The 21,783-nt window shown below is 53.2% G+C and carries 19 protein-coding genes and 1 pseudogene; 8 read left to right on the forward strand and 12 right to left on the reverse strand.

What is annotated here, in order from left to right; genetic code table 11:
• Window positions 1-2 precede the first annotated feature (2 nt).
• The 4 genes from pqiA (at window position 3) to rmf (ending at window position 3,891) form a co-directional block, all read left to right on the forward strand.
• Complete coding sequence (pqiA, locus tag VGM55_RS01345) at window positions 3-1,271, forward strand: membrane integrity-associated transporter subunit PqiA (RefSeq protein WP_331634342.1); 1,269 nt, start codon at window positions 3-5, stop codon at window positions 1,269-1,271.
• Window positions 1,261-2,901, forward strand: a complete 1,641-nt coding sequence (gene pqiB / locus VGM55_RS01350) for an intermembrane transport protein PqiB (RefSeq protein WP_154184964.1) — start codon at window positions 1,261-1,263, stop codon at window positions 2,899-2,901. The genes pqiA and pqiB overlap by 11 nt, the downstream gene beginning before the upstream one ends.
• The gene (gene pqiC, locus VGM55_RS01355; protein WP_331634343.1) at window positions 2,898-3,464 is read left to right on the forward strand and encodes a membrane integrity-associated transporter subunit PqiC; all 567 of its coding nucleotides are present in this window, start codon (window positions 2,898-2,900) and stop codon (window positions 3,462-3,464) included. The genes pqiB and pqiC overlap by 4 nt, the downstream gene beginning before the upstream one ends.
• A gap of 259 nt (window positions 3,465-3,723) precedes the next feature.
• Window positions 3,724-3,891 carry a ribosome modulation factor gene (gene rmf / locus VGM55_RS01360; protein ID WP_008461244.1) on the forward strand — a complete coding sequence of 56 codons (168 nt, stop codon included), beginning with the start codon at window positions 3,724-3,726 and terminating at the stop codon, window positions 3,889-3,891.
• Between the two features lie 71 nt (window positions 3,892-3,962).
• Here rmf and VGM55_RS01365 read toward each other — a convergent pair whose 3' ends face one another.
• From VGM55_RS01365 to VGM55_RS01385, 5 genes are all read right to left on the reverse strand, one after another.
• Window positions 3,963-5,033, reverse strand: coding sequence for an ABC transporter ATP-binding protein (locus VGM55_RS01365; RefSeq protein ID WP_331634344.1), 1,071 nt, complete (start codon window positions 5,031-5,033; stop codon window positions 3,963-3,965).
• Entirely contained in the window at window positions 5,026-6,795 is a 1,770-nt protein-coding gene (locus VGM55_RS01370; protein WP_154184961.1) for an ABC transporter permease, read from the reverse strand. The genes VGM55_RS01365 and VGM55_RS01370 overlap by 8 nt, the downstream gene beginning before the upstream one ends.
• 88 nt (window positions 6,796-6,883) lie before the next feature.
• The gene (locus VGM55_RS01375) at window positions 6,884-7,972 is read right to left on the reverse strand and encodes an ABC transporter substrate-binding protein (protein WP_331634345.1); all 1,089 of its coding nucleotides are present in this window, start codon (window positions 7,970-7,972) and stop codon (window positions 6,884-6,886) included.
• 232 nt (window positions 7,973-8,204) lie between these two features.
• On the reverse strand, window positions 8,205-8,723 hold the full coding sequence (gene fabA / locus VGM55_RS01380) for a bifunctional 3-hydroxydecanoyl-ACP dehydratase/trans-2-decenoyl-ACP isomerase (RefSeq protein WP_154184959.1): 519 nt from the start codon (window positions 8,721-8,723) through the stop codon (window positions 8,205-8,207).
• Between the two features lie 68 nt (window positions 8,724-8,791).
• Complete coding sequence (locus VGM55_RS01385; protein ID WP_331634347.1) at window positions 8,792-10,546, reverse strand: Lon protease family protein; 1,755 nt, start codon at window positions 10,544-10,546, stop codon at window positions 8,792-8,794.
• Between the two features lie 176 nt (window positions 10,547-10,722).
• Between VGM55_RS01385 and matP the strand changes: the two genes are divergently transcribed.
• Entirely contained in the window at window positions 10,723-11,175 is a 453-nt protein-coding gene (gene matP / locus VGM55_RS01390; protein WP_154184957.1) for a macrodomain Ter protein MatP, read from the forward strand.
• Window positions 11,176-11,268: 93 nt separating this feature from the next.
• Here the strand turns inward: matP and ompA are convergent, their stop codons facing one another.
• A complete protein-coding gene (ompA, locus tag VGM55_RS01395; RefSeq protein WP_154184956.1) occupies window positions 11,269-12,345 on the reverse strand; it encodes a porin OmpA in 1,077 nt (358 codons plus the stop codon).
• A 357-nt stretch (window positions 12,346-12,702) separates the two neighbouring features.
• Entirely contained in the window at window positions 12,703-13,212 is a 510-nt protein-coding gene (gene sulA, locus VGM55_RS01400; RefSeq protein ID WP_154184955.1) for an SOS-induced cell division inhibitor SulA, read from the reverse strand.
• Between the two features lie 217 nt (window positions 13,213-13,429).
• Between sulA and VGM55_RS01405 the strand changes: the two genes are divergently transcribed.
• Window positions 13,430-14,059, forward strand: coding sequence for a TfoX/Sxy family DNA transformation protein (locus VGM55_RS01405; protein ID WP_154184954.1), 630 nt, complete (start codon window positions 13,430-13,432; stop codon window positions 14,057-14,059).
• Here VGM55_RS01405 and yccS read toward each other — a convergent pair.
• Together yccS and VGM55_RS01415 are read right to left on the reverse strand one after the other, a co-directional pair.
• Window positions 14,044-16,185, reverse strand: a complete 2,142-nt coding sequence (gene yccS / locus VGM55_RS01410; protein WP_331634348.1) for a YccS family putative transporter — start codon at window positions 16,183-16,185, stop codon at window positions 14,044-14,046. The two genes, VGM55_RS01405 and yccS, sit on opposite strands and share 16 nt — an antisense overlap.
• A gap of 9 nt (window positions 16,186-16,194) precedes the next feature.
• Window positions 16,195-16,641, reverse strand: a complete 447-nt coding sequence (locus tag VGM55_RS01415; RefSeq protein ID WP_154184953.1) for a YccF domain-containing protein — start codon at window positions 16,639-16,641, stop codon at window positions 16,195-16,197.
• Between the two features lie 130 nt (window positions 16,642-16,771).
• Here VGM55_RS01415 and helD point away from each other — a divergent pair, with 130 nt between their 5' ends.
• A complete protein-coding gene (helD, locus tag VGM55_RS01420; RefSeq protein WP_331634349.1) occupies window positions 16,772-18,826 on the forward strand; it encodes a DNA helicase IV in 2,055 nt (684 codons plus the stop codon).
• Here the strand turns inward: helD and mgsA are convergent, their stop codons facing one another.
• On the reverse strand, window positions 18,827-19,285 hold the full coding sequence (gene mgsA, locus VGM55_RS01425) for a methylglyoxal synthase (RefSeq protein ID WP_154184951.1): 459 nt from the start codon (window positions 19,283-19,285) through the stop codon (window positions 18,827-18,829).
• Between the two features lie 93 nt (window positions 19,286-19,378).
• The gene (locus tag VGM55_RS01430; RefSeq protein ID WP_154184950.1) at window positions 19,379-20,026 is read right to left on the reverse strand and encodes a DUF2057 family protein; all 648 of its coding nucleotides are present in this window, start codon (window positions 20,024-20,026) and stop codon (window positions 19,379-19,381) included.
• Window positions 20,027-20,196: 170 nt separating this feature from the next.
• Between VGM55_RS01430 and VGM55_RS01435 the strand changes: the two genes are divergently transcribed.
• Entirely contained in the window at window positions 20,197-20,610 is a 414-nt protein-coding gene (locus VGM55_RS01435) for a CoA-binding protein (RefSeq protein WP_154184949.1), read from the forward strand.
• 30 nt (window positions 20,611-20,640) lie between these two features.
• Here VGM55_RS01435 and VGM55_RS01440 read toward each other — a convergent pair.
• Window positions 20,641-21,700 (reverse strand): annotated as a pseudogene (locus VGM55_RS01440) (transposase domain-containing protein).
• Between the last annotated feature and the right edge of the window lie 83 nt (window positions 21,701-21,783).

Raw genomic sequence — 21,783 nt, forward strand, 5'->3', positions numbered from 1 at the left:
CGATGTGTGCCACACACCACCATCGCTCGCATATTTTGTGTCGACAATGTGATTTGCTGGTGGCATTGCCGGAGCTGCAGGACGGCCACAAAGCCTCCTGCCCGCGCTGTGGCACACCGTTGGTCATGCAGTGGTATTTACCGCGCCAGCGGCCGACGGCTTACGCTTTGGCGGGGCTGTTTATGCTGCTGCTGGCCAACCTGTTCCCTTTCATTAATATGAAGGTGGCCGGGATCAGCAGCGAAGTCACGCTGATGCAAATCCCCGGCGTGATGTTTTCTGAGGATTACGCCAGCCTCGGCACCTTCTTTCTGCTTTTTGTCCAGGCGGTGCCGGCCTTCTGCCTGATAACCATCCTGCTGTTAGTTAACCAGGCGAAGCTACCTTTCGGGCTTAAACGCTGGCTGGCGCGAGTCCTGTTCCAGCTGAAAAGCTGGGGCATGGCGGAAATCTTCCTCGCCGGCGTCCTGGTCAGCTTCGTTAAGCTTATGGCCTATGGCGATATTGGCGTGGGCAGCAGTTTTATACCCTGGTGCCTGTTCTGTATTTTGCAGCTAAGGGCCTTCCAGTGCGTCGACAGACGCTGGCTTTGGGACGATATTGCGCCCATGCCGCCGGTGCATCAGCCGCTAAAAGTTGGCGTATCGGGTATCAAGCAGGGGCTGCGTTCCTGCTCCTGCTGTACGGCAATTGTTGAGGCTGACACGCTGGTTTGCCCGCGCTGTGGGACACACGGTCACGTGCGCCGCAGACACAGCCTGCAGTGGACGCTGGCGCTGCTGATCACTTCTATCATGCTCTACCTGCCAGCGAACATTTTGCCGATCATGGTCACCGAGATGCTGGGTAGCAAATATCCCTCCACGATTTTAGCCGGGGTGATCCTGCTCTGGAGCGAGGGATCTTATCCGGTGGCGATGGTGATTTTCATCGCCAGTATTATGGTGCCGACGCTGAAAATGATCGCCATTGCCTGGCTGTGCTGGGATGCAAAAGGGCACGGCAGGCGTGACAGCGAACGTATGCATCTGATTTATGAAGTTGTCGAATTTGTTGGCCGCTGGTCAATGATCGACGTGTTCGTGATTGCCGTCCTTTCTGCGCTGGTGCGTATGGGCGGGTTGATGAATATCTACCCGGCTATGGGGGCATTAATGTTTGCTTTTGTGGTTATTTTGACGATGTTTGCAGCGATGACCTTTGACCCTCGCTTGTCCTGGGATCGAGCAGACGATGTAACTGATGAGGAGTCTTCCGAGCATGGAAAATAAGAGCGGCGAGGCGAAAGTACAGAAGGTAAAAAACTGGTCGCCGGTTTGGATCTTTCCCATCGTAACGGCGCTGATTGGCGCCTGGATCCTGTTTTACCACTACAGCCATCAGGGGCCGGAAGTGACCCTGATCACCGCCAATGCCGAAGGAATTGAGGGCGGAAAAACCACCATTAAAAGCCGCAGCGTGGATGTCGGTGTCGTAGAAAGCGCACAGCTTACTGATGATTTACACCACGTGGAAATTAAGGCCCGGCTCAATTCCGGGATGGAAAAGCTGCTGCATAAAGATTCTGTCTTCTGGGTGGTAAAACCGCAGGTTGGGCGGGAAGGGATTTCCGGACTTGGGACGCTGCTGTCCGGCGCCTATATTGAGCTGCAGCCTGGCACCAAAGGCGAGCAGCCGGAAAACTATGCTTTGCTGGATGCCCCCCCGCTTGCGCCGCCTGACGCTAAAGGTATTCGCATCACGCTCGACAGCAAAAAAGCAGGTCAGCTCACCCCTGGAGACCCGGTGTTGTTCCGCGGCTACCGCGTGGGCTCGGTGGAAACCAGCACCTTTGATACCAATAAACGTGCTATCAGCTACCAGCTGTTTATCGCCGCGCCGAACGACAGGTTGATTACCAGCAACGTTCGCTTCTGGAAAGACAGCGGCATTGCCGTGGATATGTCTTCCCAGGGCATGCGTGTTGAAATGGGCTCGCTGACCACGCTGTTTAGCGGCGGCGTGAGCTTCGACGTGCCTGACGGGTGGGAGTGGGGCAAGCCGGTTGAATCCGGCACCGACTTCCAGCTGTTTGACGATCAGAAAAGCATTCAGGATTCGCTGTTTACCGATCATATCGACTACCTGATGTTCTTTAAAGATTCTATTCGCGGCCTGCAGCCGGGTGCGCCGGTAGAGTTCCGGGGCATTCGTCTGGGTACCGTCGCTCAGGTGCCGTTCTTTAATGAAAGCATGCGCCAGAAGCTGAACGATGATTTCCGTATTCCGGTGTTGATTCGTATTGAGCCGGAACGCCTGAAAAATATGGTGGGGAATGAGGCGGATATCCCATCGAACCTGAAGGCGTTGATTCAGCGCGGGCTGCGTGCCTCAATGAAAACCGGCAATCTGATCACCGGGGCGCTGTATATCGATCTTGATTTCTATCCGAATGAGAAAACGGTGACAGACATTCCGAGCATCAGCGGTTATCCGGTTATTCCAACCATGAGCGGCGGTCTGGCGCAAATTCAGCAGAAACTGCTGGAAACGCTGAACAAGATCAACAATCTGCCGATTTCGCCGATGCTGGAACAGGCGACGAACACGCTGGGTGAAAGTCAGAAAACCATGCGTCATCTGCAACAGACGCTGGATAACCTGAATAAGATAACCGCCAGCCAGTCTATGCAGCAGCTGCCGGAAGATATGCAGAAAACGCTTCGCGAGCTGAACCGCAGCATGCAGGGCTTCCAGCCTGGCTCCGCGGCCTACAACAAGATGGTGGCGGATATGCAGCGTCTTGATCAGGTGCTGCGTGAGCTGCAGCCGGTATTGCGCACGCTGAACGACAAGAGCAATTCGCTGATATTTGAAGCGAAGGATAAAAAGGATCCGCAGCCGAAGAGGGCACAACCATGAAAAAGTGGCTCACGCTAGCCGCCGTTTTAACGCTGTCCGCCTGTAGCAGTAGCGATAACGGCAAGACGTACTATCAGCTGCCGCAAAGCTCACAGCCTGTTATGCAGGCCGTGAGCCAGCCGGGAAGCCACTTACTGTGGGTCGATCAGATTACGGTCCCTGATTTCCTGGCGGGTACCGGGGTGGTTTACCAGACGACCGATGTGCAGTACGTCATTGCATCCAGTAATCTGTGGGCCAGCCCGCTGGACCAGCAGCTGCGTAATACGCTGGTGAGTAACCTCAGTAGCGCGCTGCCTGGCTGGGTGGTTGCTTCTCAGCCGTTAGGAAACGATCAGGAAGCGCTAAGCGTGAACGTGACCGGCTTCCACGGCCGCTACGACGGTAAGGTAATTGTCAGCGGAGAGTGGTTGCTGAAGCGCCAGGGTGAGATCATCAAGCGTCCGTTCCATATCGAACTGAAGCAGCAGGATGACGGCTACGACGCGATGGTGAAAACGCTGGCGCAGGGCTGGCAGCAGGAAGCGAAGAGCATGGCTTCGGAGCTCACACGGCTTAATTAATAGGTAAAATGATTGGTACGAAAAAGCTGCGATTTTCACCGATGGGTGGTCGCAGCTTTTCTTTTTTTGTGAACCGCTTAGCGCTGAGATAGCCCGACTTTTCGCCGAAAAGATAACCAGAATAGCGCATAAATATGACATTGGCGTGAATTTTGCGCATTGACGCTCATGCCATTTCGCGTTATTGATTACCTGTGGTTGCACACTTTGTAATCACTGTTTTCTTTTCCACCAGACAATGTAATGAGGGAAACGAGGCATGAAGAGACAAAAACGAGATCGCCTGGAACGGGCACATCAACGTGGTTATCAAGCAGGTATCGCCGGACGCTCAAAAGAGATTTGTCCATATCAGACTCTGAATCAGAGGTCCTATTGGATGGGAGGCTGGCGAGAAGCCATGGAAGACAGGGCGGTTACTGCGTAATCACTGTCTCTTTAGAAAAAGAAACCTCCGCCGTGCGGAGGTTTCGCCTTTTTGAGCCCATGTAAAATCAATCAGGGTTTAGGGAAAATCCAGACGTGCTGTTCTGGCAGCTGCAGATGATGCGGTTGAGCGTCACGCATTTCATTGCCGTAGGCGCGGATAACGAAATCATCCCCCGCGGTACGGAATAAATACTCCCAACGGTCGCCTAAATACATGCTGGTCAACAGCGGCAGCGTCATGCCGTTTTCTCCCGGCTGGTCTGCAATACGGACGCGCTCAACGCGAATCACCGCCGTGCCTTCCTGCCCGGCCACTACGCCAGCGCCTGCTTGCCCCCATAGCGCCCAGTCGCAGCCTTCGATGCGTGCTTTGCCGTCGCGCACTTCGGTCACCTTGCCGTTCAGGCGGTTGTTGCTGCCCATAAACTCGGCGGTAAAGAGCGTTTGCGGCGAGCCATACATCTCCTGCGGCGTGCCCTGTTGCTCTATTTTGCCGTTATTCAGCAGCAGGATTCGGTCGGAAATCGCCATCGCTTCGTTTTGGTCGTGGGTAACCATCAGCGCTGACAGGCCGAGCTTGATAATCAGCTCACGCAGGAAGACGCGCGCCTCTTCGCGTAGCTTCGCATCCAGGTTGGAAAGCGGCTCATCCAGCAAAATCACCGGTGGGTTATACACCAGCGCCCGGCCAATGGCCACGCGCTGCTGCTGCCCGCCGGAAAGCTGATAAGGATGGCGCTGGCCGAGGTGACCCAGGCCCAGCTGATCCAAAACCGCCTGCACCCGCTGATTGATCTCCGCCGTCGCCACTTTACGCAGCTTTAGCGGGTAAGCGACATTTTCAAAGACGGTTTTATGCGGCCACAGGGCATAAGACTGGAATACCAGCCCCAGGTTACGTTCCTCCGCTGGGATCTCTTTACGGGACGCACCGTCGTAAACGTTGCTTTTCCCGATAACAATAGTGCCCTGGGTGGGCTTTTCCAGCCCGGCGACGGCGCGTAGCAGCGTGGTTTTGCCGCTGCCGGAAGGACCAAGCAGTGAGACGACCTCACCGCGTTTGAGATCCATGGAAACGCCTTTCAGCACCGGGTTGTCGCCGTAGGTTAAGTGCAGGTTCTCGACCGATAACTCAATCATGTAATTTCACTCCAAAACGAAGGGCAATGCCGAGCCCTAACACCACGAACAGAATATTGATAAAGGAAAGTGCGGCGACAATATCGATGGCGCCTGCCGCCCACAGCGAAACCAGCATTGAGCCGATGGTTTCGGTGCCGGGTGAAAGCAGGTAGACACCGGTAGAATATTCACGCTCAAAGATCAGGAACATCAGCAGCCAGGAGCCAATCAGGCCGTAGCGCGACAATGGGATGGTGACGTGACGGGTAATCTGTCCGCGGCTTGCCCCGGTGCTGCGGGCGGCCTCTTCCAGCTCCGGCCCAACCTGCAGCAGGGTAGACGAGATAAGGCGCAGGCCATAGGCCATCCACACGACGGTATAGGCCAGCCAGACGCTGAATATCGTGCTGCGCAGCGAGCGCAACCAGACGATAAGGTTATCCCGCAGCCACTGGGACCACGGCATACCCGAAAGCCAGCCGGATTTCAGCGCGTTATCGAGCCACATGGGCAGGAATAAGAACACCCACAGAAAGGCCAGACCGGCCAGCAGGCCAGGCACGGCACGGGGTACCAGCACGCTGTAGTCTAAGAAACGAGTGACGTTATCCGGCTTTCTGTGCATAGCGATGCCGATAAACAGGTAGCAAACCACCGCCAGCGCACCGCCGATGACGCCAATCGCCATAGAGTTGACGATGGCCCGCAGCAGGTTGGGCTGTTCCCAGATAGTGCGGAAGGTATTGAGCGACAGCTCATCCCACAGCGAAACGCCCACGCCCCAGTTGGAAATAAAGGAACGAAGGATAACGCCAATCAGCGGTACACCGATGGTAACGGTCAGCCAGAACGCCACCACAGCGCCTGCGACCCAGCGCCATTTTCCAAGCGGTAAGGCGCGCGCCTGAGAGGCTTTGCCTTTGACGGTGACAAAGCGATTTGCCGTGCGCATCAGGCGGCGTTGCAGCATGACCAGCGGAATAGTGATACAAATCAGCACCACGGCGACGGCAGCCATCAGGTGATAAGAAGGCGTGCCGAGCTTATTGGTGAGCTTGTAGAGGTAGGTCGCCAGCACCATATTGCCTTCCGGATCGCCCAGCACGAGCATCAGGCCGAAAACTTCCAGCCCGAGGAAGAACAGCAGCACGGTGGCGTAAAGCATCGCCGGGCGCACCATCGGCAGGCTGACGGCAGTCATCACCTGAAGCGGCGTTGCGCCTGCGATGCGGGCCGCTTCCTCCACATCAGAGCCTACGCTACGTAGCGCCGAGGAAATATAGAGATAGGCATGGGGAACGTGCGTCAGGCCGGCAATCACCACGATGCTCGACATGTCGTAGATATTCCACGGCACGAAACCAAGCAGCGACTGAGCCCACAGAGAGAAGAAACCGACCGGGCCTGCGGCCACCACGTAGCCGAATCCCAGCACCATAGGAGATACGAAGATAGGCACCAGAATCAGCGGCTCAATGATCCGCCTGCCGGGCAGGTCGGTACGAACCATCAGGAAAGCCAGAATGCCGCCCAGCGGGATGGCAATAATCACCAGCCCAAAGGCCAGGATAAAGCCGCTTTTCAGCGCCAGGTAAAAATCGGAGTCGGTGAAGATGAACTCAAAGGACTCAATACTCCACTCTTTCGACGGCGAAAAAAACGGCGCCGAAAGGAAGCTCTGTATAACGATAAACGACAGTGGAATATAGATAACCAGCGCAGTTATCAGCACCACGATGCCGCGCGGCAGGCTCTGCCACTTTCTGCGTAATGCATCCATGTAACGATCCCTCAGGTCAGTAAGCCTGAATAGCCTAATGTGTTCGGGTTAAGCGAGGCGCAGCCGGACGGTGCGCCTCATCAAAGGATTATTTCGCGGCGGCTTCGCGCCACTGCTTGATGTAGTCCAGACGTTTTTTCTGCTGCAGGTATTCCAGCAGGGTTTCATCAACCGGGATTGGTTTTAGCGCATTGCCGAGCTTCTTAGTCATACCGTCGATATCGTTGTCACCGTCGATATCATTACGAATGGACGGAATATCGGCCTTGTTGGCAAGAATATTTTGTCCTTTCTCAGACAGCACGTAGTCAATCCACAGCTTTGCCGCGTTGCTGTTTTTGGCTTCACTGCTGATAAAGGATACGCGTGACAGCACCAGGGTATAGTCCTTCGGCCAGGCAATACCGAGAGAGGTATCCGTTTTGGCGCGTGCTTCGGCGTAGGAGCCCAGGATGTTGAAGCCAATCAGGTTCTCACCGGAGGAAACACGCTCCATCATCGTCCCGGTGGAAGACTGGACCGAAAGACCCCCTTTGGCTATGTCTGCCAGCGTTTTAAAGTAGTTCGGATCGGCCTTGTAATCCTGGACGGAGAGCATAAAACCAAGACCGGATTTTTCGATATCGTAGGTAGTGACCTTTTTGCTGAATTTATCCGGCTGGCTGGCAATCAGTTTGGCCAGCGCCTCGTGGCTTTCAGGCACTTCGTTTGCCGGGATCAGGCGTTTATTGTAGATAAAAATAACCGGCTCGTAGGTGGTGCCGTACGCCTTGTCTTTCCATACCGCCCACTTAGGCAACTGGCCTTGTTCGGGGGATTTGTACTCCTGAGCATAGTCGGTGGCGAGCTTCAAGGCAGTGTCCATCGAAGAGCTCCAGACAACGTCACCGCTGGTCCCGCCTGCGGCCTGCTCGCTGATATAACGGTTATACAGCTCGGTGCTGTTCATGTCGTTATATTCTACCTTGATACCCGGGTAAGCGGCCTCAAAGCCCTGAATGAGCGGCGCGGCGGTTTTGGTGTCGGTGGTGGAGTAGAGTACCACTTTGCCTTCTTTAGTCGCGGCAGCAATGATTTTCTGATAATCAGCCGGATAGCCCTGAGGCACGGCAGAAAGCGCGGAGGTAGAGAGCAGAACGGCAGAAGCAAGGAAAGAGACACGTAACTTATTCGACATTATTGTTAACCTCTAGTTACATTCGAGAAACTAAAAATCAACATAACGCATAACATTTTTCAGACAAGAGGGGCCGTTTTTTATCTTCACGATTTGTGATTTCGAACGTTGTTTAAGCAATTAACGCCATAAAAACCACGGCGAAAATTCGTGCGTTCGCTTGCAACTGATAACAAAAAGGCACCCATTGCAAACAATGGATGCCTTAGCGATAAAGCTTAACGAGGCCGTATTAGAAAGCGGTAGTGTCTTTGAACAGACCCACTTTCATGTCGGTGGCGGTGTAGATCACGCGGCCATCCACCAGCACTTCGCCATCGGCCATGCCCATAATCAGGCGGCGGTTGATAACGCGCTTAAAGTGAATACGGTAGGTGACCTTTTTCGCCGTTGGCAGGATTTGCCCCGCCAGTTTGACTTCACCTACGCCCAGCGCACGGCCTTTACCTTCGCCGCCGAGCCAGCCGAGGTAGAACCCAACCAGCTGCCACATGGCATCCAGGCCCAGGCAGCCAGGCATCACCGGATCGCCAATAAAGTGGCAAGCAAAGAACCACAGGTCAGGGGTAATATCTAATTCTGCTTCAACGTAACCTTTATCGAAGTTACCGCCGTCTTCGGTCATTTTGACCACGCGGTCCATCATCAGCATTGGAGGCGCGGGTAACCGTGGGCCTTCAGCGCCAAACAGTTCGCCACGACCAGAGGCAAGAAGATCTTCTTTCGTATAGGATTCGCGTTTATCTACCATGTCTACAGTAAGCCTTTTTATAATGAAGCACGCAGGTTAGCTAACACGTGTACGCTCAACAAGTCCGATCAGTTGTGGTTGAACCAGTTGAGCCAGCGTAGCGGCCACGGAAAGCGCTGGCGAACATCCGGCGCCGAAGCCTGAGCAATACGCTCCTGCACCGCACGCATCAGGGTGTTTTGCCCTTCGCCATCCCACGGGAGATTGGTCAATAACGGCAGGGCATCGGCCACGTCGTCAATAGCCCAAATCGAGAATTTATTTTGCTCGACGGCCTCCAGAACATCTTTATGCAGCGACAGGTGGCGTACGTTAGCTAAAGGAATAATAACACCCTGAAGCCCGCTGAACTCGCGCTGCTGGCAAATGCGGAAGAACCCTTCCACTTTTTCGTTCAACCCGCCAACGGGCTGAACGCGGCCAAACTGATCGACGGAGCCGGTTATTGCGATGTGCTGATAAATCGGGACATTGGCAAGGGCGCTAATCAGCGCGCAAAGTTCAGCCATCGAAGCGCTATCGCCGTCTACTTCGCTGTAGGACTGCTCAAAAGTAATGGATGCAGAAAATGGAATCTGCTGATCGAGCTGTAGCTCAGACATCAGAAACGCCTGCATGATCATCATGCCTTTGGCATGAATGTTACCGCCAAGTTCCGCCTTACGCTCAACGTCGGTGAACTCACCGTCGCCTACGTGAACCACGCAGCTAATGCGGGAGGGCTCACCAAACGCGCGTGGATGACCCGGGAACTCAATCACCGACAGGGCGTTGATCTGGCCTATCATTTCGCCTTCGGTTTCAATCAGAATCTGTTCAAGCAGGATTTCATCCTGCATGCACTCGGCGAGGAAACCTTCGCGCCATTCACGCTGTTCCAGCATTTGCAGGAGGTGTGCGGCAGTGAAGGTACTTTCTTCCGTAAACGGTGCGACTTCACGTAGCTGGCGCGAAATCCATGATGGGCAGAGCGGCAGTGTTTCCTGATCGCCAGTATAGCGCACCGCTTCTCGAATCAGCGGTTGCCAGGCATCCGCAGCGGGGGCTGGCAGTGACTTCTTCTCGGCAATGGCGTATATCCACTGGCACCAGAGAGCCATTTCGTCCGCAGAGGCGATTTGCAGATTATCTTCAAATTCACTGTAGATAGCGGCAGAAGCCAGATCCATTTCCATTTCCTGGAAATCGGCCAGCGAATCGCGTTCGCCAACCAGCACCAATTTGAAGTCCAGAGCTAATGACGGAATTTTGACCGGCAGCGGGCGGGTTTCGTCCGGCGAAATCCAGTCGAAACGGCCCTGAATCATCATTTGCTTCAGGCGTAGCCACAGCAGGGGTTGGGCAAGGACACTACGCAAAGACAGAACCAGTACGCCACCGTTAGCACGATGAATCAGTCCGGGTTCGAGGGTAACTTCGCCCGCAAACAGGCGTACGCAGCCGAACAGCTGCTCCGCTTCGACCCAGTCGGCTGCGATAACTTCTCCGCTGGAAGCGAAGTTGTCGTCAGCTTGCTCTGCAGGGCGTAGCGTAACGCGGTTCCCTTCAATGAGGTAATGTCCGCCGGTGAGCGCTTCGGCTTCACCGCGCGTTTCTTCAACGGCCGCTGCGATAAGATCCAGATATTCTTGCTCTTCTGGTGCTTTTACCAGCATCAGGTCGACAGAAGAGACGGAAAGGTTGAGTTGCTCAATCCCGTAAAGTAAACGAGGTTGAACCGCAGAAAGAGGGGCAGAGTCGGTATCATAAGGCTGTGCAAAAATTGCCTGATAGCTTTCGGTATCAGGCACCAGGGCACGCCAGTCAAGTCGATTAGTCGTCAAAGTCGCTATATTTTTTAATGAGATGTCAAAGGCGCGATTATACAAGAATCGTCCGGGTAGCACACGGATAAAGCAGTAACACAGTTTTATCCCCCTCACAGCTTTGATTTTCAGTTCAGCGAATGGCGGAAAAACTGTTATTCTGAACTAAGTTACACGGTCACACTGAGATCACAATGAAATATCAACAGTTGGAAAATCTCGAGAGCGGCTGGAAGTGGAAGTATCTGGTGAAGAAACATCGCGAAGGGGAATTAATTACGCGATACATCGAAGCCAGTGCAGCACAAGAGGCCGTGGAGCAGCTGCTGACGCTGGAAAACGTACCGGTTTTGGTTCAGAACTGGATTGACCAGCACATGAATCCGGCGCTGCATAACCGCATGAAGCAGACTATCCGTGCGCGGCGTAAAAGGCATTTTAACGCTGAGCATCAGCATACCCGTAAAAAGTCCATCGATCTTGAATACCTTGTCTGGCAGCGTCTGGCCGGGCTTGCACAGCGCCGTGGTAATACGCTTTCTGAAACGGTTGTTCAGCTGATTGAAGATGCGGAACGTAAAGAGAAGGTGGAAAGCAAGATGTCGACGCTTAAGCAGGATCTGCAGGCGATGCTGAGCAAAAAGTGACATTGTGAAGGTGGGAGAGTGATGAAGCTATCGCGATATCCCAGCCAATAAAAAACCCCGCCATGGCGGGGTTTTTGTTCAAGAAAGAGTAACTTATGCCGCAGGCTGAGTTACAACTTCTTTGATACCTTTAACTTCGATCTCAACGCGACGATCTGGAGCCAGGCAGTCGATCAGTTTAGCTTTAGGCGCTACGTTGTCACAGGTGTTGCCGGTAACTGGGTTAGCTTTGCCCATGCCACGTGGAGAGATTTTGTTCGCTGGGATACCTTTAGAAATCAGGTAATCAACAACGCTCTGTGCACGTTTTTCAGACAGTTTCAGGTTGTACTGCTCAGAACCGATACGGTCGGTGTAACCCAGAACAACTACGGAACCGTCTTTCGGATCCAGGTTGCTCAGCTGGGTGTACAGCTGATCCAGTGCCTGCTGACCTTCTGGTTTCAGGGTCGCTTTGTTGAAGTTGAACAGAACGTCAGACTTCAGAGTGAAGTGCTTGGTCTGTACTTCTGGAGCTGGTGCCGGAGCTGGCGCTACAACTGGAGCAGCAGCTTCTTGCTGGCCGAAGCGGTAGGAAACACCTACGCTCAGCATGCCGTTGTCCGGACGAGTACCAACGGTCTGTGCATCACCGATGTTGTTAACCCACTGGTATTCCAGACGGGTAGCGATGTCACGGGTAACTGCCCACTCAACACCACCAGCGAATACTGGAGAAACACCGGTGTCGTGGTCTTTCAGACGGTCACCAGCAGCGTTCTGCGCGGTAGAGTCTGCACGCCAAACCATACCACCCAGACGGGTGTAGATGTCCAGATCGTCAGTGATTGGGTAACCCAGTTTAGCGGTCAGCTGCACGCCCTGAGCTTTGAAAGCACCGTTTTCTGGGGTGCCTTTGTAAGGCATACGGCCCAGCCAGTCATAACCCATTTCGAAACCAACGTACGGGTTAACCTGGTAACCACCGAATGCGCCAGCACCCAGTTGGCTTTCGTGGGTCGGGCCACTGCCGATACCACGGTCATAGCCGTTACCGTAGAAACCGGTGTCGTGGTACTGGGACCAGCCCAGTTTAGCACCAGTGTACCAGGTGTTATCTTTCGGTGCGGCCTGCGCTACGGTAGCGAAGCCAGCCAGTGCCACTGCAATCGCGATAGCTGTCTTTTTCATTTTTTGCGCCTCATTATCATCCAAAAGGCCATGAGCTCTAAACCAATTTAAAGCCCAGGGTTAAATCCTTCGCCCGGGTTTATGCTCAATTGTTACTCTACCGATATATCGGTGTTATGAAGAGCAACCCTGGCGAGGTAAAGTCTACAACGTAGTTGAAAAGTTACAAGTGTGAAGTCCGTCAGGCATATGAAAAAAAACGACTTGCATACATATTTTTTTACAGAATGGACCGCTTTTTGAACGTGAGGTACATCCATTGAACCCCGTCAAACCGCCACATGGCGGGGATTTTTGAGTCAGGGCAGCGGATTATGTGGCGCGATGAAAAAATTCCAGGATTTCTCCTAAATTTACTTAATGATACAAACTAGAATGAATTTTTAGGCCATTTCGTGGTCTTGAACCGGATGTCATGTTGCTGGTTGGACGCATTATGAAGCCCATTGCGTTCCCGGTTTCTGCTGCAATAGTCAGCCGCATATGTTCTTCATCTGTTAATTCTTCTGGTAACCAACCGATCACCACGCTGTAATTTCCCGTCTGGAGAGCCTTCACCATCGCGTCAACGGTGCAAAGGGGATCTAACTGACTCGTCTGCATCACTTTTGCTAGCGGTAACCCCGCTGCCAGCAACCATTCACGGCTGAGCTTTTGCTGTGGTGTGAGCCACAGCTGCCAGCGAGACTGTTGTCCCAACTGCTGCAATAAAGGTAGCAGAATAAACTGCGTAACCGACGGGTTGTCTTCACTGTATACCATTTCACTAATTAACCCCTGTGCGCTGTTATCAGATAGTGACTGAGCAGGGGAGTGCGCAGCGACTGCAACATGACGAAGATGAGTGTGAAAGTTATGTGAGTGCATAGTGAGTCCCGCCTAATGGGTTACTGTATGAATATACAGTAATACCTGTACGAACAAAGATCAACCATAATTTCGGAAAGTGTTTCGCATTTTCTTTATGCAAACCTGCCAGAGGTGAAATTGTCGTTGCCATTGACCGTAACGTTACTTATTTTCTGATATTAGGGGAGTGAGTAACCATGTTGACTATTTAATGGTTGATTTATAAGGATATATTATGAAAGACGTTACGTATGTCAGGATTCATAAATCGCAGGAATATCTTTCGTCCCTGGGTAAAATTGGTTATCGGCCGTTGTTTGGTGGCTACAGCCTGGCAGTTGAGGGAGTGGTCTTCGCTATGGTTGCCGAAGGTGAACTTTATCTGCGTGCCTGTGAACAATGTGCTGATTATTTCAGCAAAAAATCGGCACCGTCTCTTATGTACAGCAAACGCGGGCTGCCCATTGCACTCAATTACTACCGCGTGGATGAGGAGCTCTGGGAGAATCAGGACAAACTTATCCAGCTCTCTCTTCAGGCGCTAAGAAGCGCGCAGCGTGAGAAAACACAGCGTAAGTTCTGTTCGCGCCGGCTTAAGGATCTCCCCAATCTTTCATTAAATATTGAAGTTATGCTCCGTGAAGTGGGTATTAGCGATCCGCAAACGCTACAGCTATTCGGCGCAAAGCGCTCATGGCTGAAGTTGCGGCATACCAGGAAAGCGGTGGGAATTAAAGTACTGCTCGCGCTTGCGGGCGCAATTCAGGGAGTACATGAAGCGGTTCTGCCGGCGCAGGTCAGGGAAGAATTAACGGAATGGTGGCGCCGCTATGAGCGACGCCACCATCACTATTCTGACCACTGAGATATTTGCTGCTGAAGGCGTGATATTTCTGGCAGAAGGGCAATCAGTAGCCCGATTTGCTGTAGTACCAGCGGCTCTTTTGTTTCCGCTCGTGCCTCAAGCTGCGAGATACGAGCAGAAAGCCCGCTGAGAGCGGTCTGAACGCGTTCTTCATCCACCGGGAGATGGTGAAGGGCATCATCGACATAGCAAACGGCATCATCAAGCAGCATTAGCGTATCACCATGGCTAAGTTTTTCCCGGTGTGCGCCTAAGGCAGAGATGTAGCTATTAAAGGAATGGTTGAGACAAAGCAGGCGGAATGCAGCTTCGCGCATCTCTGCTGATACGCGAGGCTCAGATGACATGTTAGACACAACGGAAGCCAGTTCGGCGTCTTTGTTATGGGCATCTCGCCGCGCAATACGATATTCAAGACGGTTATCTCGCCCCTGATGATACTGCTCAAGAATCGCATCCAGATAGCGGCAGTTGGCATTGAAAGCACGCTCAACAACCAGAGACAGCCGCCGAAACCGCCAGTCTGGCCAGATAAAACTTACCGCAGCCCAGGCTATTGCGCAGCCCAGCAGCGTATCAAAAACGCGCGGAAGCGCGACTTCAAAGCCTTCGCCAAGCAGATTAAAGCACAGCAGTACCAGCAGCGTGATGAACATGGTTGCATGGGCGTACTGAACATTACGGAAAGCGAAGAATAGAACGCCGGTAATGACCAGCAGTATTAACTGGCCTTCCAGAGAGGGCACAAGCCAAAGCAAAGGCAGACCGACCGCGACCCCAACCAGCGTACCGATGATACGTAGCGCAAGTCGCCGTCGCGTAGCGCTGTAATTTGGCTGGCAGACAAACAAACTGGTAAGCAGTATCCAGTAACCGTGCTGCAGGCCGGTAAACTGAATAAACGCGTAGCCAACGCACAGCACCAATGACATGCGTACTGCGTGGCGGAATAGCGCTGATTCAGGCGTAAAGTTTAGCGCCAGGCGCTGCCAGATATCACCGAAACCGGTCAGTTTATCGTCGGCAAGGCGGTTCTCAGGATCGTTTTGCGGCTCGGCACTGGCCTGTTCCGATTCAATGTTTGCCAGTTGAGCATCAATGGCCCGTAGATTATTAATCAGAAAGCCGAAGGCCTTTATTTCCGAAGCGGTTGCATGGCTTGCGCGAATACGCTCCAGGGCTGAATCAAGATGGGTGAAAGCACGCTCAAAACGTGGATCGTGCTGGTAGGGTGTTCTCAGTAGAATAGAGCGTGAAAGCTGTTGGCAAGCCTGTGACTGCATGGTTAGCAAACGCTGAAAACGGAACATTACATCGCTGTAGCGAAATTTATCGCGCAGTGCCTGATACTGAATATGTGAAGAGCTGGCACGTTCGTGAATATCCTGGGCAACAAAATAGTAGTGCAATGTCCTGCGCGTTCCTCTCTGGCCGCGGTCACCGCGAAGGCGCGTCAGTAATGAACTTTTTGTTTGGTTCAGGGTGGTCACTAACTGGCTGTTAGCCATGGCCAGTTGCAGCATCGGAGCCTGACTTTCTTCTTCAATATCCGGGTCAAACAGTGTGGCTTTAATCTCCAGGAAACTCGCAAGACTTTCGTAACAGCGGGCCAAATTGTCCTGCAGTGGGCGAATGGGGAAAATCAAATGCCCGGCAAGCGTTAGCAGGTTGTACCAGACTGCGCCTGCTAAAAGGAACAGCGGTTGCTGATACCAGTGTTCATAGAGAGAAATACCGAGCATGGTATAGATGGCAATAAGCAGCGCACCAAAAGCGATAGTGGCATAGCGCTGGCCCAGCCCTCCGAGAAGAATAAAACCACTTGTCGAAATTGTTAAACCTAAAGCAAACAACCACGGCCACGGGAACAGCAGTTCGACAGAAGCCGAAGCGATAAAAAAGCTGACCAGCGTTATCAGCAAGTTACGCAGCCTCCCGCTTACGCGGTCATCTAAATCGGCAAGGGCTGCGGCAACAACCCCAAGCGTTAGCGGAATGGTCAGCTTTACTTCACCCAGCCACCACGGCAGCGCCGCCGTACCCGTCAGGGCAATAAATATGCGCAAATTATAAAGCCATGCGCTGTTCCAGGTGTAACGACGGACAAGTGGGCTTAGGGTCAGCACAAATGCTCCTTACTGGAAACGGCGACGAGCATTGGCTTCACGCGCAGCACGTGCCATTTCGACCGATACGACTCGGCGACCAACTGGCCATAATGCGATGGCCGCAATCTTGAAGTTAGCAATGCCAACCGGGATCCCGATTACGGTAATGCACTGCGCGATCCCGGCCAGAATATGCATAATACACAGCCACCAGCCAAAGAAGATCAGCCAAAGAATATTCAGCAGCGTACCGCCGGTATTCATCAGTGCATTTTTACCCTGTGGGTTAAGCTCATCAACGTGAACAGCTTCATTACCGTAAGGGATGAAGGAGAGTTTGGTTATCTCCCAGCAGGAACGAGTGAGGGGTAGTGTAAAAATCAGCACAATGCTGACCAGCGTGGCAAATAGCCATGAAAGGGTGGTTAAAAATCCCCCCAAAACGAAGTTCAAAACATTAAGTACGGTACGCATAGTCACGCTTTCCTGACAGAAAATAATAGATTTAATAACCACAGCAATTGTAACGCGTTTTTACTCTGGAGCGTCATTCCATCGGCAGTTAAACTTGAGCCACAACCACCTCATTGGATCGGATAACGTAATGGAACTCAAAGCAACTTCTCTCGGCAAGCATTTAGCGCAGCACCCCTATAATCGGGTTAAGCTGCTGACTGCCGGCGTTGAGGTAAAAGGCGAACGCCATGAATATCTTATCCCATTCAACCAGTTAATAGCGATCAACTGCAAGCGTGGACTGGTGTGGGGAGAGCTGGAGTTTGTTCTCCCTGACGACAAAGTTGTTCGCCTGCACGGAACCGAATGGGCGGAAACGCAGCGGTTTTTTCACCATCTTAATTCGCTCTGGATGAGCTGGAGTGCGGAGATGAGTGAGGTGGCCGCTGAAGTGCTTGCCGCGCAACGTGAAGAGATAGCGCAGCGCACCCGCAAAGAGGTGTGGTTTAAGCGTAGCGATATGCAAGGACTGCAAGATAATCTGCGAGCCGCCATTGCCGCACTCCCACTGCCGCAAAGCCGGCTGAGTGAATTTGAGAATTGCCGCGAAGCGTGGGCGGTATGCAAAGCCTGGCTTGAACAGGGTGAAGAGAGACGCCATCAGCGAAATACCGCTTATACCGAACGCATGCTGGAAAAGTATTCCGCCTTCTTCGAACAGGTTGAAAGCTCTCCGCTGAATCCGTCTCAGGCGCGCGCGGTGGTCAATGGCGAGGATTCGTTGCTGGTGCTGGCCGGGGCGGGGAGCGGTAAAACCTCGGTACTGGTGGCTCGGGCGGGCTGGTTATTGCAGCGCGGGGAAGCGACAGAAGAACAAATCCTGCTGTTGGCGTTTGGCCGCCAGGCGGCGCAGGAAATGGATGAGCGAATTTCCTGCCGCCTGAACACCGAGGCGATTTCTGCCAGAACTTTCCATTCACTGGCGCTGCATATCATCCAGCAGGGCAGTAAAAAAGTGCCTCGGGTGAGCGCGCTGGAAAGCGATACTGCTGGCCGCCATCAATTGCTTATCGACAGCTGGCAGCAGCAATGTCGGGAGAAAAAAGCGATGGCGAAGGGCTGGCGGCAGTGGCTGAGTGAAGAGCTGGAATGGGAGGTCCCCGACGGCGAGTACTGGCAGGATAAGCGCCTGGCGAAGCGGCTTGCCGGCCGTCTGGACCGTTGGCTTGGCCTGATGCGAATGCATGGCGGGTCGCAGGCGGAAATGATAGCCAGTGCCCCTGAAGACATACGGGAGCTATTCACCAGACGCATCAAGCTGATGGCTCCGCTGCTGAAAAGCTGGAAAACGGCCCTTAAAGCCGAAGAGGCGGTTGATTTTTCAGGGCTAATCCACCAGGCAATTAACGTTCTTGAAAAAGGGCGATTTATCAGCCCGTGGAAGCATATTCTGGTGGATGAGTTTCAGGATATCTCTCCGCAGCGCGCTGCATTGCTGGCTGCTTTACGGCGTCAGAACTCTCATACTTCCCTGTATGCCGTGGGTGATGACTGGCAGGCTATCTACCGCTTTAGCGGTGCAGAAATGGCGTTGACGACCGCATTTAGCCATCATTTCGGTGAAGGCGACAGCTGTGCGCTGGATACCACCTACCGTTTTAACGATCGTATCGGTGAAATTGCCAATGGGTTTGTTCAGCAGAATCCGCATCAGTTACACAAGCCGCTGAACAGTCTCACTAAAGGCGATAAAAAAGCCGTTATCCTGCTTGCCGACGACCGGCTGGATGACCTGCTTGATAAACTTAGCGGTTACGCTCTGCCCGAGCAGCGTATTCTGGTTCTGGCTCGTTATCACCATTTACGACCGGCTAGCCTCGAAAAAGCCGCAACGCGTTGGCCAAAGCTCAACCTCGATTTTATGACTATCCACGCGAGTAAGGGGCAGCAGGCGGATTACGTGATTATTCTTGGCTTACAGGAGAGGAAGGACGGATTCCCTGCACCTGCCCGCGAGTCGATAATGGAGCAGGCACTCCTGCCGCAGCCGGAGGATTTCCCGGATGCAGAGGAGCGGCGTTTACTGTATGTGGCGCTGACCCGCGCACGCCACCGTGTCTGGCTGATGTTTAACAAACAGGATCCTTCCGTGTTTGTTGACACACTCAAGCGGCTTGGCGTGCCGGCGGTGAACCGGCCCTGATTATTTCAGGCGTTCATTGAGATAGCGTTGGTAGTCCGGGATCAGAATATCAACGCTTTCGTTAAAGCCCGGCGAGTGAATGATAAAGTCGGCGGTGGAGAGGTTGGTGGCTACCGGGATGTTCCAGACGGTGGCCAGCCGCAGCAGGGCTTTAACGTCGGGGTCATGTGGTACGGCGTTAAGCGGATCCCAGAAGAAAATCAGAACGTCAATTTTGCCTTCGGAAATCAAGGCGCCTACCTGCTGGTCGCCTCCCATTGGGCCGCTGAGCATCGCGTGTACTTCAAGGCCCGTTGCTCGCTGGATCAGATTACCTGTTGTCCCGGTAGCATATAGCGTGTGGCTGGCAAGCGTGGTTTTATGCCGCTGTACCCATTTTAAAAGTGCATCCTTACAGTGATCGTGGGCGACCAGTGCGATATGTTTTTTTACCGCAAGTGTGCGGGTCGTTAATTCCATTGTCTTTTCCTGGGCTGTTTTGGGGTTGCCCACAGCTTACTAAAAGCCCCCGGCGCTGCAAGAGAAGGGAGTCAAAAAAAGCGCGAGTTTTCGCTATGGCGTTGGCGTCTCTTTTGCCCAGCGTAAAAAGCGCGCGCGTGTCGATTTATCGGCCTGGCTAAACAAATACTTCAGCCTTTGTTCCGTCAGCGTTTCAGACTGTGAAGGCGGGAACGCTGGCTTCGCAGCGGCAACATCATGGGCGTCAACGGCTGTCAGCGTCGCGAACCCCGGCATTGAAGCTTTTTTCCCTGCTTTGTTGTAGCGCAGTGTCTCTTCCTCGTAATCCGTACCGGTGGGATCGGGTATCGTTTCCAGAACGTCGGTTCTGATGGGAATGGGCTTTGCGTGACCATCAAGCAGCTTAATATAGGGAGGCGTCTGGGCGTGTATGTCGTCTTTGCGCGGTAGAATAATATTCACCAGGTCTATCTCTTTGGAGTCAAAACTGACTACCAGTGGCGGAGAAAATCCAGGGCGTCTGTCACGTTGAGTGACGTTAAGGTTTTTTTCCACCCTAATGACTAACTGGTGTGGCCCATTATCAAGTTCAATGCTTTCGGCGCCTTTCAGAAGCGAGCTGGAAACTTTTTTACCGTCAAGAACCAGTAAATCAACTTCGGGACTTAGCCGCAGGGTTGTTCCCCAGACCAGCACTGGCATCATCAACATCAATGTGACTACGGGCAGGCCGACTCTCATGTTACTCTCCCTGGTTGAGCTGGCTGGGTGGATGTTTCAAAATTTTACCCAAACCCTATCTATTAACATATAGACATATTTTCAGAAATTGCGCTCTCCCGTTGCCGGTACAAAAATAGCCGGGAGCCCTGCTTTGGCATACACTTCAGATAACATCTTATGGGGGCGCTATGAAACAAAGTGATATTGAAACTATCCTGAAAACAACCCGTACCATTGCGCTGGTGGGCGCGAGTGATAAGCCCGATCGTCCAAGCTATCGAGTGATGGACTACCTGTTAAAACAGGGCTACGACGTTATTCCTGTCTCGCCGAAGGTGGCGGGTAAAACGCTGCTGGGGCAGGCTGGCTATGCAACGCTTGCCGATATTCCTAAGAAAGTGGACATGGTCGACGTATTCCGCAATTCAGAGGCCGCCTGGGGCGTTGCGCAGGAGGCCATTGCCATTGGGGCGAAAACGCTGTGGATGCAGTTAGGCGTGATAAACGAGCAGGCTGCTGTACTGGCGCAAAATGCGGGATTAAGCGTCGTGATGGATAAATGCCCGGCGATTGAGATACCGCGCCTCGGGCTGGCGAAATAAGAAAAACCCCGCCATCCGGCGCAATGCCGTTCACTTAAGCGGAGCGGCATAGGCGTTCACCGGATAACGGGTTTTTGACATCTTAACTGCCCCCGGCCTTGATGGTCGGGGGCGTTTTTTTATGAACACCGCTTCCAGATTCCCCCGCAGGTGCTCCAGCCGTTTCGGGATTGTCCCCGGTGATACCGTATTTCCCAGCACTATCATTTCCGTCGCGATAAACTGGAAGGCGAACTTAAAGCTCATTTCTGAGGGCGCTTTTTTGTGTTTCTCCACGACCCTTGTCGCCTCACGACGTATCAGGTTATAGGCGAGCAACATGCCCCACACCTCCTGCTCCAGCAGGTCAACCTTACGGCTTCTCAGCACCAGCGCATTATCCAGCAGGCTACTTTTCAGGTTTCTGAACCCGACTTCGATTTCCCACCGTGAGTGGTAAAGCTCTGCCACATCTTTTGCTTTATAGCGGTCTGCCGGAAGTGAGGTCAGGACCGTTTTCTCCACCCCGTTCACTTCGCCGGTAAGGGGCGGTCACGGTATCCAGTAGCACATGGCTGCCCAGGTTCATTAAGGCCACCAGACGCATAACCGGATAAGCGCTCTGGCGTGGGGTGGAGGTATTCGCTGAGCCGTAATATTCACGAAGCTCAGGCTCGTCAGGTGTTCTGAACTGTGCCCCATCAACGGCAAAAAGTTGCAACCCCTGCCAGTCATCCTTGCGGTAGCGTTCCGCTCCCCATGTCTGTGCGGTCTGACGGAAGAGCCACTCAACCGGTGCCGCCCCCACGCGCTGGCGTGCCTGGGTGACAGCGCTGCGGGCCAGCAGGTTCATGCCGGCGTCGCCATCGGCACTCAGGTTCAGACGACGAACCACATCGGTAATCGGCTCATTACGGAAAAAGGCCATTGCCACGACCATCCAGATAACCATATCCCCCGGCAGGCGCCGACGGCGAACGGTTGCGTGCTCAGAGAGTGTCGGGCAGTGCTGTATCCACTCAGCGGGAAGATGTTCTGCAAACATCTGTGCACAAGGCGGAGGCAAAAGGGGATGGTCGCTAAAATCGAGCAGGTCATTAAGAAGCGGCATAAGAAAACGGCTCCCTGTTGTGGAAGCCGTTATAGTGCAGCAGTTTAAGGATCGGTCAACCGATCCTTAACTGATCGGCATTG

This window comes from Cedecea sp., assembly GCF_036500665.1.
GTDB lineage: Bacteria > Pseudomonadota > Gammaproteobacteria > Enterobacterales > Enterobacteriaceae > Cedecea.